Source organism: Rathayibacter sp. AY1F4 (assembly GCF_002931775.1).
Taxonomy (GTDB): Bacteria; Actinomycetota; Actinomycetes; order Actinomycetales; family Microbacteriaceae; genus Rathayibacter.
The window spans coordinates 1-15,523 of the sequence record NZ_PSVE01000002.1 but is presented as its reverse complement, the minus strand read 5'-3'; the positions used below and the strand labels follow the sequence as shown (position 1 = coordinate 15,523).

Below are 15,523 nucleotides of genomic sequence, written 5' to 3'. Positions count from 1 at the left end.
GAACGATGCGCGGAACAGCAGGAGAGTGTTGTCGACAGCGCTATAGATCGATTCTCCGGTCGGTGGCGGTTCGCGAGCGCTGCTACTAGGGCGCCCTCGGCTTTGCCATACATGTGCCCGCGCCCGATTCGGTCAATATGACGACATCTAGATTCGAATCAGAATCATACAAGTAGACTGATCATCGCAACCGGACATTGTGAAAGAGAGGGATGTAAGTGCTCGTAGTGGTTGACCCAGTTACACAAGTCGAACTAATTGTTCCACCATTCGCGACGGTCGAAAGCACTCTAGCTCGAGGTGCGAAAGCCCGCGAGGGTAAGCTTGTCCGCATCACCATTGGGCCCGATCACGGCACCCCATACGCTCTTTGGATAGATAATGATGCCGTTTATAACCCCGAACTAATAGGTATATCGAACATTCTGGGGCGGGAGCTAAAAGATTGGCAAGACTTCTGGAGCCAGCATTTTTGGCCCCAAGGGCGGTGGCTCAGTCGGAAGCAAAAGACAATCTGGGAAGCCGAGGGTGAGCGATTACATGCCGCAGTCGAAGCGCTTTTATGGAGCTTCGCCACTGTTGAACGTGGCTATTAGAGGGGCGTCGCATCCGCTCTAGATCCGACGCCCGGCATCTACCTATCTAGGATAGCAATCTGTTCGACCTTGAGGGTAGCTCGTGAGCAAACGATCGTTAGAGTTCGACCAAACCGCAAAGTTCTTGAATGACCAAACAATCTTACCCGTTCTAGTATCGACAAAGATAAATTCTGCAATGCCACAAGTTTTTTGAGAGATTGGATTGACTGCTCGGTACTCAGGCCAGGTAACGGTAGAGCCTACTGCCGCAGCCATGAGGTCATCCCATGACTCGATGCCCTGGTCTTGAGAGTTCCAGCCCGCTTGACGCGCGTAATTTAGGTCGTTCTGCCATACGCTCTCTTTTCCATCATTACCATTTGTTCCTGATCGAATGTGCTTGTATCCGAAGGTATTATTGCCGCACTTGAGGCGCACATCTTGACCAACGCCGTCCCAGTAATGTACATACTCGGCAAAAACAGACTCCTCATTGTTGAGACTGAAGCAGTCTATCCACTGAGCGAAATTTATGAGTTGCGGTTGAATCTCCGCCGTCGAGTAGCGTTGCTTTTCTTCGCGCGGTAGATGAGCGACTGCCTCGGAAATTTGCTCGTTGGTAAGGATCGCTATTTCTCCGTTTATCCTCCTAGCCATTTTGATACTCGTGCCAGGTTCTTCGCTAGCCGACGCTAGGGGTGATAGCCCTCCGGAAATGAGCAGAGTTGCGGCAGCGCCGAGTACTGATTTGATCAAGAAACGTTTAATCATCTTTCCCTCTCATCGACAGATTGCGTAACCCGCAGAACGCGGCGCGGTTCGGGTCGGCTAGTGACGCAATCATTCTGAATTGTTTTGAATAGCCGATCTTCTAATCGACGTCTTGCCAGCCACTTCGAACGGCATCGTACGCTTCGCCGCGAAGGTGGCAGAAAAAGCGAGGCGAATCGTGAGGCGCGTCCCGGCAAGCGTGGCAACGGCATCAAGTCTCCTCGCTCAAAGAAGGCGACCGTCACGTTTAGGGCGAGTTCCACTTTTGAGGCCGCGAGTATCGCGGGAAAAACATTTAGGTTTGACTGTGCACGCTCTGAGACCTTTCAATTTGGGGTACGTAGTCACAAATTACTTTGCGCTCGAGAAACCGTCTCAGTGGCAGGAAAAGGTGTCAAGGATGAAGACGCGGATCGCAACAAAAGTGGCGCGATCGTCAATTCAGAGCTTTATTCGTTCTTTACGGAGCCGGGCTCTGCTTCCGCCATCGTTAGTGCCTAGCTTCGTCGGCTTATCGACTCCGCGTCGCCACGGAGCTAATCCATCGCAGGTCCCGCAAGCACGCCAGGGCAAGGTTTCCGCTCGGTCCCCCTTCGGTCAGCCTCGCAAATCGGCACATGAGTATGTGTCAAATAACTACGAACCGATGTGAAAATAGGCAGCATGACAAGTTCCTTCAATCGCAGTACGCCGGTAGAACCGCTTCAAGATCGCGCCCGTCGGACTCGGGCTACAATCGTCGCTTCGGCGCGGCAGATTGTCATTGAAGTGGGTCGAGAAAGAGCGACGACCGCCCAAGTGGCCGCTCGTGCTGGCGTCGGTATCGGCACGCTGTATCGTTATTTTGCGGATTTCGCCGATTTGCTCGAAGCCGTTCTCGGTGAGAATGAAATATATGAGAGGCATCAGGCGGTTTTGCGGGCTGCGTATAGGACCGCAATGTCTCATGACTTGGACGGCGCAGAGGTTGTTGCAATGAAGGCGCTTCAAGCGCTCGTTGACGCGCTCAAAGAGGGGCAGTTGCTCGAACACGACCTGCGTCTCTACGCCTAGTCGTAGGTTCGTTTCTGTTGCCTCCACGTCATTGGTCCCCGGGACCAAGGCGACGTTCCGCGTGTCGTCGTCCGCGCCGGACGGCGGAGCACTCTTGCCTCCCGCGACGGCGAAACCGCCACCACCCCTGTCAACACCTTGGCGGGCGGCGAGGCGACCGCCGACCGAATCGTGTGGCCGATCATCGAGAATGTCCGTCGCACCGACGTTTTTGCCGCGGTCCGCGCCGCCGCGTGGGCGCAACTCTCTTTCGCGGTATTCAGCGCCGCGGCTATCGCAAAGCGGGCCGGCGCCAAGACCGCGAGCTTGAAGAAGGGCTGGCCGTCGCGGAGTGTGCGGCTGTTGCGTCTGTTCTTTCCGAGTACGAGCTGATCCTGGGCCAGGCAGTGCCGTTGAAACTTGAGGACTACGAGCAGACATCCGCACAGCCGGCCATAGTCGCGTCCATCGACGCCGATTAGTTCCTCCGCCTTCCGCAGGGAGTCCGCGACGAGCGAGCCCGCACACAGGTCAAGGCGGCCGCGGAAGCCGAGCCGATCGCGCCCACCTTCGCGGCCCTCGACAGCGAGGTGTCTCCGGGGGACACCAACTGCATCCATATCCCCGGCCTCCGCAAAAAAGACGTCTCCCGGGTCGACGCGGCCAACGAAGAACGCCCTGGTTCGCGCCGCCTGTTGCAGCATCTCGAGGTAGTGCAGCTCCAGTGGTGTTCGGGCGATGGCGAGGATGGTCTTCTGCAAGCCCGCGGTTCCTCGCTCTGCGGTGGCCTGCTGGAAGTTGAATCCGCTGCCGAAGTAGCTGCGCATGGTTTCGGGACCCAGGCGCGTGCTCTGTCTGATGTACGCCCAGTTCTCATCTAGGCAGTCGGTGCGGAACACCTATTCGAAGGTGTCGGCTGTCACGCGAGTCCTCATGCGCGTCCCCCTGTCGACGGTCTTAAGATTCCGAGCCCGGTTCTAGACCGGTGGGCGGGAGATCGGGGTGACGGTCGCGAGGCGCGCCGAAGTGGCAGGCGGCTCGATGGTGCGCCACACCAGTTCGCTGTCGGGGTCGTCGAGGAACCAGGCGTAGGTGTCGTTGGCGAGGTCCTTCAGCCGGCGGCGGGCCGCCGGGCTGTGGCGGGACTCGAACGCGGTGAGGAAGAAGCACTGCTCAGTCGGGATGCCCTGCTGGGCGGCCCAACTCAGGAGCAGCTGCTTTCGGGGTTCATCGATGGGGCCATCCGTCGCGACCGCTTCGATGATCCAAAACTGGAGGGGTTCGGCTTCCGTGTCGACGAGGAGCGCGTCGGGGAGGAGCTTACCCGTGTCGATGTCGATGCCGATGGTCCGGAGCGACCATTCGTCCGCGACGTAGATCTTGTCGCCGGGCTCGGAGATGGTGAGCACGAGGGGTGCTCGGAGCTTGCTCGTTGCCCACTGCTCCACGACGCCCTTGAGGATCAAGGAGGCGAGGCCCGCTTCAAGCTGGCGGGTGTCGCCGGTGGGGAGGGTGACGTAGACGGCGTCGATGGTGCTCGAGCGGCGTTGAGCCCCCATTGCTCGCAGACGGCCGGTGGCGTTGAGGTGGGTGGCGACCCAGTCATCGATCTGCGTCTCGAGGGCATCGCCCTCAAGTTCCGGGTCGAAGAGATCCGCGAAGGCCCCCTCCAGTGCCCAGCGGGGGAGAGAGCTGGAGGTGGGAAGGCCACCGCGGGTGAGGACGGCACCGTTCTCCCGCCACTTGGGTAGCGTCTCGTCGCGCAGCGTCTCTCGTGTGTTGTCCGCGTAGCGCGGCGCTGAATCCACGCCCCAAGCCGAGAACAGTGTCTCGACACGCTTCTTCCCGCCCAATGCAGCCTGGTACCAAGCCGTTCGGTTCTCCTCCGAGTCGTGCTCGAGGGCCGCGTCATTCAGCCACATGACCATTGACGGCCGCACCCACCGCGGGGCGTCGGCATCGGGGTCGTGGACGGCGCCGAGGTAGATCATTGCGGCGACCGCCGCTGACGCAAGCGGGCTGCTGAAGACGGCGTCGAAGCCTTCGCGAGGGAAGATGCGTTGCAGGCGGTCAGCGCACAGCTCGACCGAGACGACGGGCAGGAACTCGCTCACGGGATCCCTGTCGGCCGATAGGCCTTCGCGATCGCCGCATCAAGCGCGTCCCCGCTCAGCGCGTTCCACGCGGCCAGAGTGTCCGCGTCAGGAAGGGGCAGCGAGCCGAGTTCGTAGGAGCTGACAGCCACGGACCCGGAAATGCAGCGCATCAGCCGGTCGAACGTCGGGCTGTCGAGGACGCGAACGAGTGTCGCGAGCGTCAACAGCGGTGTGTCCGTGGAGGGGCGAAGGACGTTGACGTGGTTCTCGACGACGATCGAGCCGCCGAGCTCGTCCAGCTTCTCCTGCGTCAGTTCCGCGACGAGGAGGCGGCGGGTCTGCTCGGGCGCGGTGGTGCGCTGCACCAGCACTGCGGGGGTGGTGAGCGTGTTCACGCGGCGATCTTTGTCGTCGCGCACGTCGAGGAAGCGGAGGGAGTCGCGCGAGCGATCGCGGTGCACGCGGCCGCCGTCCATGTCGGCCGCCCACAGCACGAAGACCCGCCCGGAAGCATTGCGGGAGTGGAGCTCCGTCCGGCGCCGGTTCCAGACCAGTGGACCCGTCGACGCGTGCCAGCCGGCGTCCTTCAACGTCAGCGGCAGCTTGCTGGCCGCGGCCGCGAGCGCGGCATCCGACGCTTCCCGCGGGAGCAGCCATGGCCGCGACGTGCGAGGTGAGGGGACATCGGCGACCGAGGACACGGTGCCGCCGGTGATCCGTTCGATCATCACTTTCCGGGAGTTCGCGGTTGAGAACACGGCCAGGCACGTCTCCTGCAGCACCCCACCGAACACGCCCGCGCGTTCCTGCACGAACGCCACCCGACGCAGCGGCGTGCGTTGGCTGACCTGATGGCGGAGACGATGGAAGTACAGCCCAGACGTGAAACTCGTCGGTACGAGCGCGGCGACGACGCCCTTCGGTGCGACGTTGCGTGACGCGGCGGCGAGGAAGAGGGCATAGAGGTTCGCGTGACCGTAGAGGCTGTCGGCGAAGAGCGTGCGCTGCTCAAGCGAGAGACGCTGACGCCCGTAAGGCGGATTCATGATCCACGCGGACGCCGACGTGAGCTCGGGGTCGAGGCCGTCGCCTGCCCGTGCGAGGGCGGGGAGTGGCCGGCGCCGTCCGGGAGCTACGCGCGCTAGAGTTGGGAGCATCTCGGCCGCGAGGACGACGTTGGCAATGTACGCGGCCCACGGGTCGGTGTCGATGCCCTCAATCAGCTGAGGAAGAGACGCAAGCACGAGCGTCGGGTCGGCATGCGCTGTTGCTTCAAGATGCTCACGGAGCACCGGAACGAGCAACGCACCCGCGCCGCAGGCTGGATCCCGGATGAGTCCGGGCAGGGGGCGCGGGTCAACACCGAACCCCAGTGCCTTCCGAGCCATCAACCACAGCTGCGCCGACAGGTTCTTTGGCGTGTAATGGCGCCCGTGCATGCTGCGCTCACGTGCATCCAGCGACTCCACGTAGGTGAGCCCCAGCGTGTACGCGTCCAGAACGTCGGGCGCGGCACTACTAGCGGGAAGCGTGCCGGGCGCGTGAGCGTCGAGGGCGACCTCGAGGTCAGCCCACTCCGCGCCAAGGCCGACCCTAGCCACACGCTCCCGCCACCACGGTCGAAGTCCGGCAAGAACCGCCTCAGTTCGCGGGACAGCCACTGCAGACACCGGCTGCGTCAGTGCGGTGTCAGCGGCCCAACTCATTGTCGAAGACTACCGGTCGCCGCCGCTCCGGATGGGGTCGAGCAGCGCCGATTCCGCCTATCACCAGCCAACCCCTGCCGCTACCGGCCGAGGTAGATCTTCCGGTGCTTGGGCCAGACGGCTCAAACTAATCGTGCGTTTGGCATGCCGGCGACATCAAACCCATCTGGCAACACGATTTCCGCAGGAATAAGAATTTTTGGCGCCTTTGATCTTTTTAATGCGGCTTTCACCGCTGAAGCTTTTGTATCGATTAAATACTGAAGAACGGTTGCGTAGGGAGAAAGGTCAAGAGGATGCCCGCCACGAACCTCCCGCCCACGCCTCAGTAGGGAGGCGAGTGCCGATACTTGTACCTTACAAGAACCTAAAAGCGTGTGCAGGGTTTGAGCAAGACGCCTCATGTCCTCCGGCAGCTGCTGTTCACTAAACTCGCGACCCAGCACCTTTACAATCTCAGAAAGCTCTGTCGTGAGAGGGTCCTCTCGTGCCAAAGTGCGGTTTCCAGTTTCCGTTAGTTTCACCGCCTCGACGATTGCTACTTCGGCCGCCTCGAGTGTCGCCCGGACTTGCGCAGCAACTCGCTGAGTACCCCAGCTGACAGTACTACTCTTATATGTCAGATCATGGGTCGCGATTGACCACGCGTGTTGCAGGTAGGTTTTTATTTGAACTTCGAACTCTACTGTGTTGATAGGCCCGGATTCCAAACCGGGTGCAATCCGGACCCGGCAGTACAGGCGGGTGTGATCGAAGGGAAAGCTAAAAGCATCGGATAGCGCCTCCCTTTCAGTGAGGGGCTTTCTGCTGACTCTTTCCAGGAGCCGCTCTACCTTATCTTCTGCGCTTCCCAAGTCGGCCATGGTTGGAACGACTATCGTGCATGCGAAGAAGTCTGGGAGTTCGTGCGGGTCAAACTTTCCCGTTTCGACCTTTAAGGCAAAGCTTTCTGGGCGTTTCACGCGGCCCTCATAATGCCAAGTTGCTGGAAGCTCTGGCTCAATGATACTTTTTACTTTTGCTTCGACCGTCTCTTGTAATTCTAGCTGGTCATCGAAGGCTGCGCGCAAGGAATGAACGATCTTCATTAGTTGAATTTCGGAGCCAGGAAGTCATTAAGAGCGTCGAGTCGAGCAAGACGTTGTTTTTGATCCGTCGTGGCGCCGCGAGCGGCGCGTGCGTACTTCTGGAATATGGTGAGTTCGTCAGCGAGTTCGGTCGCAGGCTCCTCCGCCTTGTCGACGTTGGTCATAAATTCGCTGTATGCGTCCGCGAGGGCCATCGGTTCGGGGCGCAAGGGCGTGAGGACGAGCCAGCACCATAGTGTGTACAGGTTTGCGAAGGAGCTCGCGTAAGTGGAGACCGTGCCATTCACTTCGTCAAGCCTGCGAACATATTCTGCAACTTCATTGAATGCAAGGCTGAACTCATCCGCGGAAAATCCCGACGGAGCGTTGTCTCGATCGTCGTAATCGGCGTAGTAACCGTTAATTACGTCTTGATCGAATCCGACGACATTCCGCGAAATCACAACCATCATCAACTCAGAAATAGACTGCACGTCCTGCATACGGCGCGATCGTCCAGCGGAAGAAACCTTCAGCTGACGCCAGACGGGTCGCTCCGCCTCGGACTCTGCGAATGACGCAAACCAGCCGCTGTAGCGTGAGTGCCGGATTTCTTGCGGTAGGAGTTTTCGAGAATTTTGGTTTAAGCGACCAAATACCTCGTTCACCACCGCGGACTCGATGGAGTCAAGCATTTCTACGGTGAATTGATAGTCCCAGAACGTCCGTCGAAGATCGGGCTCGCCCTCCAAGTCACGCCATTTCTTATTGGCAAGCCGCGTGTCGCCGATCGTATCTTTGATTGGCAATGCGTTGTTGACAAACATTAAGACCGTTTCCAGGCGCTGCTTACCGTCGATCACGTGGTAGGTGGCGTTCCCGTTGTCGTCAATGTCCTTATGAAGAAAGATTGCGGGACTTGGATAATTATTGAAGATGGTGTCGAGAAAATACTGTCTATCTGCTCGGGTCCACACGCTCTTTCTTTGATAAGACGGATCTAGGTCGAGGCGACCTTGTCCGTTGATATCAAGAAACCATGTGAGGTCCTGAGTTGTAAGTCGTCGTTTCATTGATCTTCCTTGTCGGGCTGCACGTTTTCCAAGTGTGCGGTGCCTTGCTCCTCGTCGTGGTGCGACTGAGTGATAAGTACGCAGGTCAGGTGCTTCCAGCGTCTTCGAGAGCACGATTCTGCCATTCGCCGTACGTCAGTCCTGTTGCGTTTTCAACCCACGCGGTCCGTCCGTTCGCGGATCGTCCAGCGACGACCGAGGCTGCCGCAGAAGGGCTTGCAAACACTTGGTTCCTAGCAAAAATTGCTGGTTCAACGCTGGTGTTAATAGTGCCGTCGCGTTCCAGGCGCTGCCGGAGGGCGAAGTAGCTGGTCTTCGCGACACCAGTACGGCGAACTTGTGAGTCTGCAAGAACGGTGAACTCTCCATCTATTTCTACTGCATGAGCGCTAATTCCATCACGCCGTTGGTTCATGATGAAGCGCGTGAGCTCGACATCTGGTAAAGGCATAGCCGCGCTCTCACGAGAGCTAGGAATAGGTACGCGAAGGACGTTAACGCCGAGCACCGGCAAGGCGATAAGAACCTGTGTGACAAAATATTCCATGTCGGAAACATCTGCCTCGGGCAACGCAGGAGGTGCTGGTGCCGTTCCGTTGGTAACCTCTGAACGTTGCGCCTCTCGTGCAATTTGCAGAAATCGAGACTCTAGGTAGCGTGCGTGAGCTTTTGTGAGATTAGCGTCTTTACTGGTGATCAGAATCGCGCGATCCCAAAACTCTTTTTCTCGTGCGTGAGTCAAAAGCCGACTGCTGATTTCATCACCTTCGCCGACATAGAGTTGCAGACCTCCTGCGCTCTCCGGGGCGTCACCTGTTAGCAAGTACACGCCCGTTCGGCGAGCTTCGTCCCGTGAGATTAGCTCCGCTAGATCTGAGCGAGGGCCCGCCAGAATATGTCCAGTCCAGTTCATTATCTCGGCGGTCACAAGACCACCCGGCGTCCCGTCGACGAGGAACAGCCGAACTGACTTTCCGGCGCCCCTCATCAGTTTCCTCGGCCGCTGGGTGTGACCACTGGTGCCACAGGTGAGAATGTGGCAGCGATGACGGCGGTTGCGGTCGTTACCAAGGGGTCGACTGGTGGTCGCTTCACGGCAGGTTCCCTTGGTGTCGATAGCGAGAGCGTTGGCGCTCTCTGCTGATGTGGATTTTACGGGAGATGAGGGGGTGAGGCGTCTTCAGTTTACTGGTGCGGTGTGGTCGATGTCGGCGCGGAGATGTCGCCAGCGAATCGAGAAGGGATGTGCGCGGTCGACGGCGCGAAATACAGTAGCTTCCTGGGGCACGCGTTCGCCTGGCGGGCTAAGCCCGAGCGCTCGTCGGATCGCGGGCGCGCGATCGTCTCGGGAAGGCGTCTCGTGGTGGGAGGTCTCGCTTCTGGTTCGCGAGGGGGTTTCCGAGGCGGAGCAGCACCACAGTTGTGTGGTCCCTTGCGCACGTCCGGCGAAGTGTTGCGCTCGGCTGCGGCTCGACGCGCCCGTCATCGGATGGCGGTAACAGCGGCAGGTACTGCGTCGCGAACCTGGGGACCAAGATCGCGGTCGAGCGCTCCAGGGTGAAGATGCGCCCCGACTGAGTCGAGGCGCGAGACGCCGCCTTCAACTTGCGCGTTTACTGATCCGGCCGGATCTCGACTGCTCTACTCAACGCCCCCTACTGACGGAGGGCGGCTTCACCTGCCTGCCCTTCGAGGTGCGTCGGAGGCGCCAGTGTGCTCTTGGTTGGGGGGAGGCGCCCGTCATGTCGCGACTGTTCGGCCCCCTACTTCCGGCGGTTCAGCGCCTTCGTTCCGATGCCGGCAATCGCCGCTCCGACGATCGGGGCCACGATGAACACCCACACCTGCCCCAGCGCATCCGGCCCCGCGAACACCGCGGCGGCGATCGACCGCGCCGGGTTCACCGACGTGTTGCTCACCGGGATGCTGATGAGGTGCACGAGGGTCAGCGTGAAGCCGATGGCGAGCGGCGCGACGGCCTTGTACTCGCTCTTGGCGGTGACGGAGAGGATGACGGCGACGAAGACGGCGGTCAGGACGATCTCGGTCAGCATCACTGCACCGAGGCCGAAGCCGCCGGGGGAGGCGGCGCCGTAGCCGTTGGAGGCGAAGCCGGAGTCGCGGGCGGCGGCGAGGTAGCCGGCGGGGCCGTCGGCGGCGACGAGGAAGACCATTGCGGCTCCGACGAGTCCGCCGAGGATCTGGCTGACGATGTAGCCGGGGATGTGCTTCCACTCGGTGCGGCCGGCGATGGCGAGGCCGACGCTGACGGCGGGGTTGAAGTGGCCGCCGGAGATGTGGCCGACGGCGTAGATGCCGGCCATCACGGTGAGGCCGAAGGCGAGGGCGACACCGAGGAAGCCCACTCCGAGCGCGTTGCCGGAGTCGGGGAAGGCGGAGGCGAACACCGCGGTGCCGACGCCGCCGGCGACCAGGAGGAAGGTGCCGAACGCCTCCGACGCGTAGCGCGCTCCGGCCGAGTACTGCTCGGCGTGCTCGGTGCGCTGCTCGCTCGTGGTGCGGCTGGCTGAGTGGGGGCGGGCCATGATCGTTCTCTCTCTCGGGTCGGGGGAGCGCCTGCGGGGTCACCGGGCACCGGGACACTCCAGCACCAGCCAGCCGAGCCGGAGCCGGGACGCGGAGGGCTCTCAGATTCCGCCGTACGACCGTTCCGTGAGCGGCCGGGAGCCACTCGCTCGGCGGCCATCCCGGGCGCCCATGCACAGGTGTCCGTCACGGTAGCGACCGGCCGACACGTGCACGTCGCAGCACCGGGGACAGGCGGGAATCACGCCCCAGGTGGCACGCGCACGCCCTCACCCACCTCCCTCTTCTCCTCCGCCCGCCTCCCTGCTACGGTGCTCTGAACCGGTTTACAAAACCGGTTCAGACGCGGCGACGAGCGAAGGAGCTCCCATGGCGGGCAGACCGACGATCCTCGACGTCGCGCGCGAGGCCGGCGTGAGCAAGGCGCTCGTCTCGTTCGCGCTCAACGACCGGCCGGGCGTCTCGCCCGACTCCCGCGAGCGGATCCTCCGCGTCGCCGCCGAGCTCGGCTATCGGCCCAGCCTCACGGCCCGCTCCCTCTCCACCAGCGTCTCGTTCGCGGTGGGCCTCGTGGTGGCGCGCGACCCGGCGGTCATCGCGGCCGACCCGTTCTTCCCCTCCTTCATCTCGGGGGTCGAGCGGGTGCTCGCCGAGCGCGGCCGCGTGCTGGTGCTCAGCGTCGTCGACCCGGGCGCCTCCGAGGAGGCCGTCTACCGCACGCTCGCGGCCGACCGCCGCGTCGACGGCGTGTTCCTCACCGACCTGCGGCAGGACGACTCCCGGCCGGCGCTGCTCGCCGAGCTGCAGATCCCGGCCGTCACGCTCGGGCGCCTCGAGGGCTCCTCCTCACCGGCCGTCGTGATGGACGACTCCGCCGGCATCGCCGACGCCGTCCGGCACCTGGCGGGGCTCGGCCACCGCCGCATCGCCCACGTCGCCGGGCCGGACCACCTGCTCCACTCCTCCCGCCGCCGCGAGGCCTTCACGCGGGCCTGCACCGACGCGGGACTCGAGCCCACCGCGCTCGTCGCCACCGACTTCAGCGCCGAGCAGGGCGCGGCGGCCACGGAGCGGCTCCTCGACAGCCCGACCCCGCCCACCGCGATCGTCTTCGGCAACGACCCGATGGCCATCGCCGGCCTCGGGGTCGCGCACGCCCGCGGGCTCCGGCTCCCCGACGACCTCTCGATCACGGGCTTCGACGACTCCGAGATCGCCGCCCACGTCTACCCGTCGCTGACCTCGGCCCGCACGCGCCCCGCGCGCTGGGGCGAGGAGGCCGCCCGCACGCTGCTCGACCTCATCGAGTCCGGCAGCGCCCCCGACGTCGACCTCGAGCCCGCCGGGCTCGTGGTGCGCCACTCGACCGCTCCTCCGCGGCCGTCGACCCACTGAAGACGCGTGCGCACCGTCGCGCACGCCGGACAAGGAGAACACCATGGCCCCCTCGACGACGAGACGCTGGCTGACCGGGATCGCCACCGCCTCCCTCGCGACCCTCGCCCTCACCGCCTGCAGCGGCGGCGGCGGCGGAGCGTCGACCGACCTCACCGCCACCGGCCCGATCACCATCTGGTACTCGAACAACGAGCAGGAGGTGCAGTGGGGCAAGGCGATGGTCGACGCGTGGAACGCCGACCACCCGGACGAGGAGATCGCCGGGCAGGAGATCCCCGCGGGCAAGAGCAGCGAGGAGGTCATCGGAGCCGCGATCACGGCCGGCAACGCGCCGTGCCTCGTCTTCAACACGGCCCCCAGCGCGGTCGGCCAGTTCGAGCGCCAGGGCGGACTCGTCGACCTCTCGAAATTCGACGGCGGCGCGGACTACATCGAGACCCGCAGCGGCGACCTCGCCGAGCAGTACCAGAACGCCGACGGCGAGTACTTCCAGATGCCGTGGAAGAGCAACCCGGTCGTCATCTTCTACAACAAGGACCTCTTCGCGAAGGCGGGCCTCGACCCCGAGAACCCGTCGCTGTCGACCTACGACGACTTCCTCGCGACGTCGAAGACGCTGGTCGAGTCGGGAGCCGCGCCCGCCGCGATCCAGCCCGCGCCCACCAGTGAGTTCTTCCAGACCCAGTTCGACTTCATGCCGCTCTACGCCGCGGCCACCGGAGGGACGAGCCTCGTCGAGGACGGCAAGGCCACCTTCGCCGACGACGAGGGCTACGAGGTCGCCGACTTCTGGAAGAGCCTCTACGACCAGGGCCTCGCCGGCCGCGAGCAGTACCAGGGCGACGCCTTCGCCGACGGCCAGGCCGCGATGTCGATCGTCGGCCCGTGGGCGGTCTCGGTCTACGACGACCTGAACTGGGGCTCCGTCTCGGTGCCCACCCCCGACGGCACGCCCGCCGAGGACACCTGGACCTTCAGCGACGCGAAGAACGTCGGCCTCTACTCCGCCTGCGCCAACAAGGGCACGGCCTGGGAGGTGCTGAAGTTCGCGACCAGCGAGGAGCAGGACCGCTCGCTGCTCGAGACCACCGGCCAGATGCCGCTGCGCACCGACCTGCAGACCACCTACGCCGACTACTTCGAGGCGAACCCGGCCTACCAGCGCTTCGGCGACCAGGCGAGCCGCACCATCGAGGTGCCGTCGGGACCGAACACGGTGCAGATGCTGCAGGCGATCCGCGACGCGTGGGGCAAGACGGTCATCTTCGGCGAGGGCGACGTGAAGACGGCGCTCGACGGAGCGGCCGAGACCGTCACCGGGCTCGCCGGCCAGCAGTGACCCGGCCGTGACCACCCTCACCCGCCGGCCCGCGCCGGCCGGGGCGCCGGGGAAGCGGAGCCTCCTGCACCGCGTCCTCGGGCCCCAGCCCCTCGGGCTGCTGTTCGGCAGCCCCTACCTCCTCTTCGTGCTCGCGGTCTTCGCGTTCCCGGTCGTCTACTCGGTCTGGATCGCGTTCCACGACTTCTTCTTCGCAGCTCCCGGCGTGCAGGTGGAGCGGCCGTTCGTCGGCCTCGACAACTTCGTCACGGCGTTCTCGAGCCCGCAGGTCATCCGCTCCTTCGGCAACATCGGGATCTTCCTGGTGATCAACGTGCCGCTGACGGTGGTGCTCTCGCTGCTGCTCGCCGCGGCGCTCGACAAGGTCGTGCACCTGCGGACGTTCCTCCGCGTCAGCTTCTACGTGCCCTACGTCACGGCGAGCGTCGCGGTCGTCGGCGTGTGGCTGTTCCTCTTCAACGGGAACGGACTGGTCAACAGCCTCCTCGGGCCGCTCGCGCCGAACCCGTCGTGGCTGATCAACGAGCAGCTCGCGATGCCGATCATCGCTCTCTACGTCACCTGGAAGCAGCTCGGGTTCTACATCCTGCTGTACCTGGCGGCGCTGCAGAACGTGCCGAAGGAGCTCTACGAGTCGGCCTCGACCGACGGCGCCGGACGCATCCGCCAGTTCTGGTCGGTGACCGTGCCGAGCGTGCGGCCGGCGACCCTCCTGGTGCTGCTGGTGTCGACCGTCACGGGAGCGAACCTCTTCACCGAGCCCTACCTCCTCACCGGCGGAGGCGGCCCGAACGGCGCGTCCGCCTCGCCCGTGCTGCTGATGTACCAGCTCGGGATCCAGCAGGGGCAGCCCGACGTGGCCTCGGCCATCGGCGTGGTCCTGGTGCTGCTGGTGCTGGTCATCGCCTATCTGCAGAACCGCTTCGCGGGGGAGAGGAACTCATGAGCACCCTGTCCAGTGCCGGAGGCGCCGCCTCGGCCGTGCCCGCCGCCGTCGCCCCCGAGAAGTCGCCGCGGAGGCGCCCCGTCGGCTCCAGCCGCGGAGCCGTGATCCTCCGCGGAGTCGTGCTCGCGATCGGCGCGATCGTCTTCCTCTTCCCCTTCTACTACATGATCGTCGGCTCCCTGCAGACGGATCCGGACCCCACGTTGGCGGGAGCGATCCCGGAGCCGGGCAACCTCACGCTCGACAACTACGTCAACGTGAACGAGCGGATCAGCCTCCTCACCGGCCTGGTCAACTCCGGGATCTTCACCGGCGGCGTGCTGCTGTGCACGGTGTTCTTCGGCGTCCTCGCCGGATACGCGCTCGCGATGCTGCAGTGGCGGGGGCGCAACGCGGTGTTCGCGCTCGCCCTGCTGGTGCAGGTCATCCCGTTCCAGCTGCTGCAGATCCCGCTCTACGTGCTGATCGCGCGCGACTACGGCCTCGCGGACAGCCACCTCGGGATGATCCTGCCGTTCGCCATCAACTCGACGGCGGTGATCATCTTCCGGCAGTACTTCCTGCAGCTCCCCAAGGAGCTGTTCGAGGCGGCCCGGATCGACGGCGCCGGCGAGCTGAAGCTGCTGTGGACCATCGCGCTCCCGCTGGTGCGGCCCGCGCTGGTGACCGCCGTGCTGCTGACCTTCATCGGCCCCTGGAACGAGTTCCTCTGGCCGTTCCTCATCACCAAGGACGCGTCGCTGCAGCCGCTCGCCGTGTCCCTGGCCAACTACATCTCGAACGTGGCGTCGTCGACCGACAACCCGTTCGGGGCGATCCTCGCGGGAGCCGTCGTGCTCGCCGCGCCCGTCGTGGTGCTGTTCATCGTGTTCCAGCGCTACTTCGTCTCGACCGATCTCGGATCCGGAGTGAAAGGCTGACCATGTCTCCCACCCTCACCACTGTCCCCTACCGTCTCGAGCGCGTCGGC

General features: G+C 63.5%; 13 protein-coding genes. 5 read left to right on the top strand and 8 right to left on the bottom strand.

Annotation, left to right across the window (positions count from 1 at the left end):
- Window positions 1–638: 638 nt before the first annotated feature.
- Window positions 639–1,349, bottom strand: coding sequence for a hypothetical protein (locus tag C5C59_RS16960; RefSeq protein ID WP_146082853.1), 711 nt, complete (start codon window positions 1,347–1,349; stop codon window positions 639–641).
- A gap of 663 nt (window positions 1,350–2,012) precedes the next feature.
- Here C5C59_RS16960 and C5C59_RS01010 point away from each other — a divergent pair.
- On the top strand, window positions 2,013–2,402 hold the full coding sequence (locus C5C59_RS01010; RefSeq protein WP_104238940.1) for a TetR/AcrR family transcriptional regulator: 390 nt from the start codon (window positions 2,013–2,015) through the stop codon (window positions 2,400–2,402).
- Here the strand turns inward: C5C59_RS01010 and C5C59_RS01005 are convergent.
- From C5C59_RS01005 to aqpZ, 7 genes are all read right to left on the bottom strand, one after another.
- Window positions 2,399–3,280 (bottom strand): hypothetical protein, encoded by an 882-nt coding sequence (locus C5C59_RS01005; protein ID WP_104238939.1) that lies wholly within the window; start codon window positions 3,278–3,280, stop codon window positions 2,399–2,401. The two genes, C5C59_RS01010 and C5C59_RS01005, sit on opposite strands and share 4 nt — an antisense overlap.
- Before the next feature lie 78 nt (window positions 3,281–3,358).
- A complete protein-coding gene (locus tag C5C59_RS01000) occupies window positions 3,359–4,495 on the bottom strand; it encodes a BsuBI/PstI family type II restriction endonuclease (protein ID WP_181134791.1) in 1,137 nt (378 codons plus the stop codon).
- Entirely contained in the window at window positions 4,492–6,183 is a 1,692-nt protein-coding gene (locus C5C59_RS00995) for an Eco57I restriction-modification methylase domain-containing protein (protein WP_146082852.1), read from the bottom strand. The genes C5C59_RS01000 and C5C59_RS00995 overlap by 4 nt, the downstream gene beginning before the upstream one ends.
- Window positions 6,184–6,305: 122 nt before the next feature.
- A complete protein-coding gene (locus tag C5C59_RS00990; protein ID WP_104238937.1) occupies window positions 6,306–7,271 on the bottom strand; it encodes a hypothetical protein in 966 nt (321 codons plus the stop codon).
- Entirely contained in the window at window positions 7,271–8,323 is a 1,053-nt protein-coding gene (locus tag C5C59_RS00985) for a DUF262 domain-containing protein (RefSeq protein ID WP_104238936.1), read from the bottom strand. Before C5C59_RS00985 ends, C5C59_RS00990 begins: the two co-directional genes overlap by 1 nt.
- An 85-nt stretch (window positions 8,324–8,408) precedes the next feature.
- Window positions 8,409–9,152: a GIY-YIG nuclease family protein gene (locus C5C59_RS00980; protein WP_219812476.1), complete on the bottom strand. Its 744-nt coding sequence runs from the start codon at window positions 9,150–9,152 to the stop codon at window positions 8,409–8,411.
- Between the two features lie 934 nt (window positions 9,153–10,086).
- Complete coding sequence (aqpZ, locus tag C5C59_RS00975; protein ID WP_104238934.1) at window positions 10,087–10,869, bottom strand: aquaporin Z; 783 nt, start codon at window positions 10,867–10,869, stop codon at window positions 10,087–10,089.
- 370 nt (window positions 10,870–11,239) lie between these two features.
- Between aqpZ and C5C59_RS00970 the strand changes: the two genes are divergently transcribed.
- The 4 genes from C5C59_RS00970 to C5C59_RS00955 are packed head-to-tail and all read left to right on the top strand — an operon-like array spanning window position 11,240 to window position 15,473.
- Window positions 11,240–12,265 (top strand): LacI family DNA-binding transcriptional regulator, encoded by a 1,026-nt coding sequence (locus tag C5C59_RS00970; RefSeq protein WP_104238933.1) that lies wholly within the window; start codon window positions 11,240–11,242, stop codon window positions 12,263–12,265.
- A gap of 43 nt (window positions 12,266–12,308) precedes the next feature.
- A complete protein-coding gene (locus C5C59_RS00965) occupies window positions 12,309–13,607 on the top strand; it encodes an extracellular solute-binding protein (protein ID WP_104238932.1) in 1,299 nt (432 codons plus the stop codon).
- Window positions 13,608–13,614: 7 nt separating this feature from the next.
- On the top strand, window positions 13,615–14,553 hold the full coding sequence (locus C5C59_RS00960) for a carbohydrate ABC transporter permease (protein ID WP_104223956.1): 939 nt from the start codon (window positions 13,615–13,617) through the stop codon (window positions 14,551–14,553).
- Window positions 14,550–15,473 carry a carbohydrate ABC transporter permease gene (locus tag C5C59_RS00955; RefSeq protein WP_104238931.1) on the top strand — a complete coding sequence of 308 codons (924 nt, stop codon included), beginning with the start codon at window positions 14,550–14,552 and terminating at the stop codon, window positions 15,471–15,473. Before C5C59_RS00960 ends, C5C59_RS00955 begins: the two co-directional genes overlap by 4 nt.
- Window positions 15,474–15,523 lie beyond the last annotated feature (50 nt).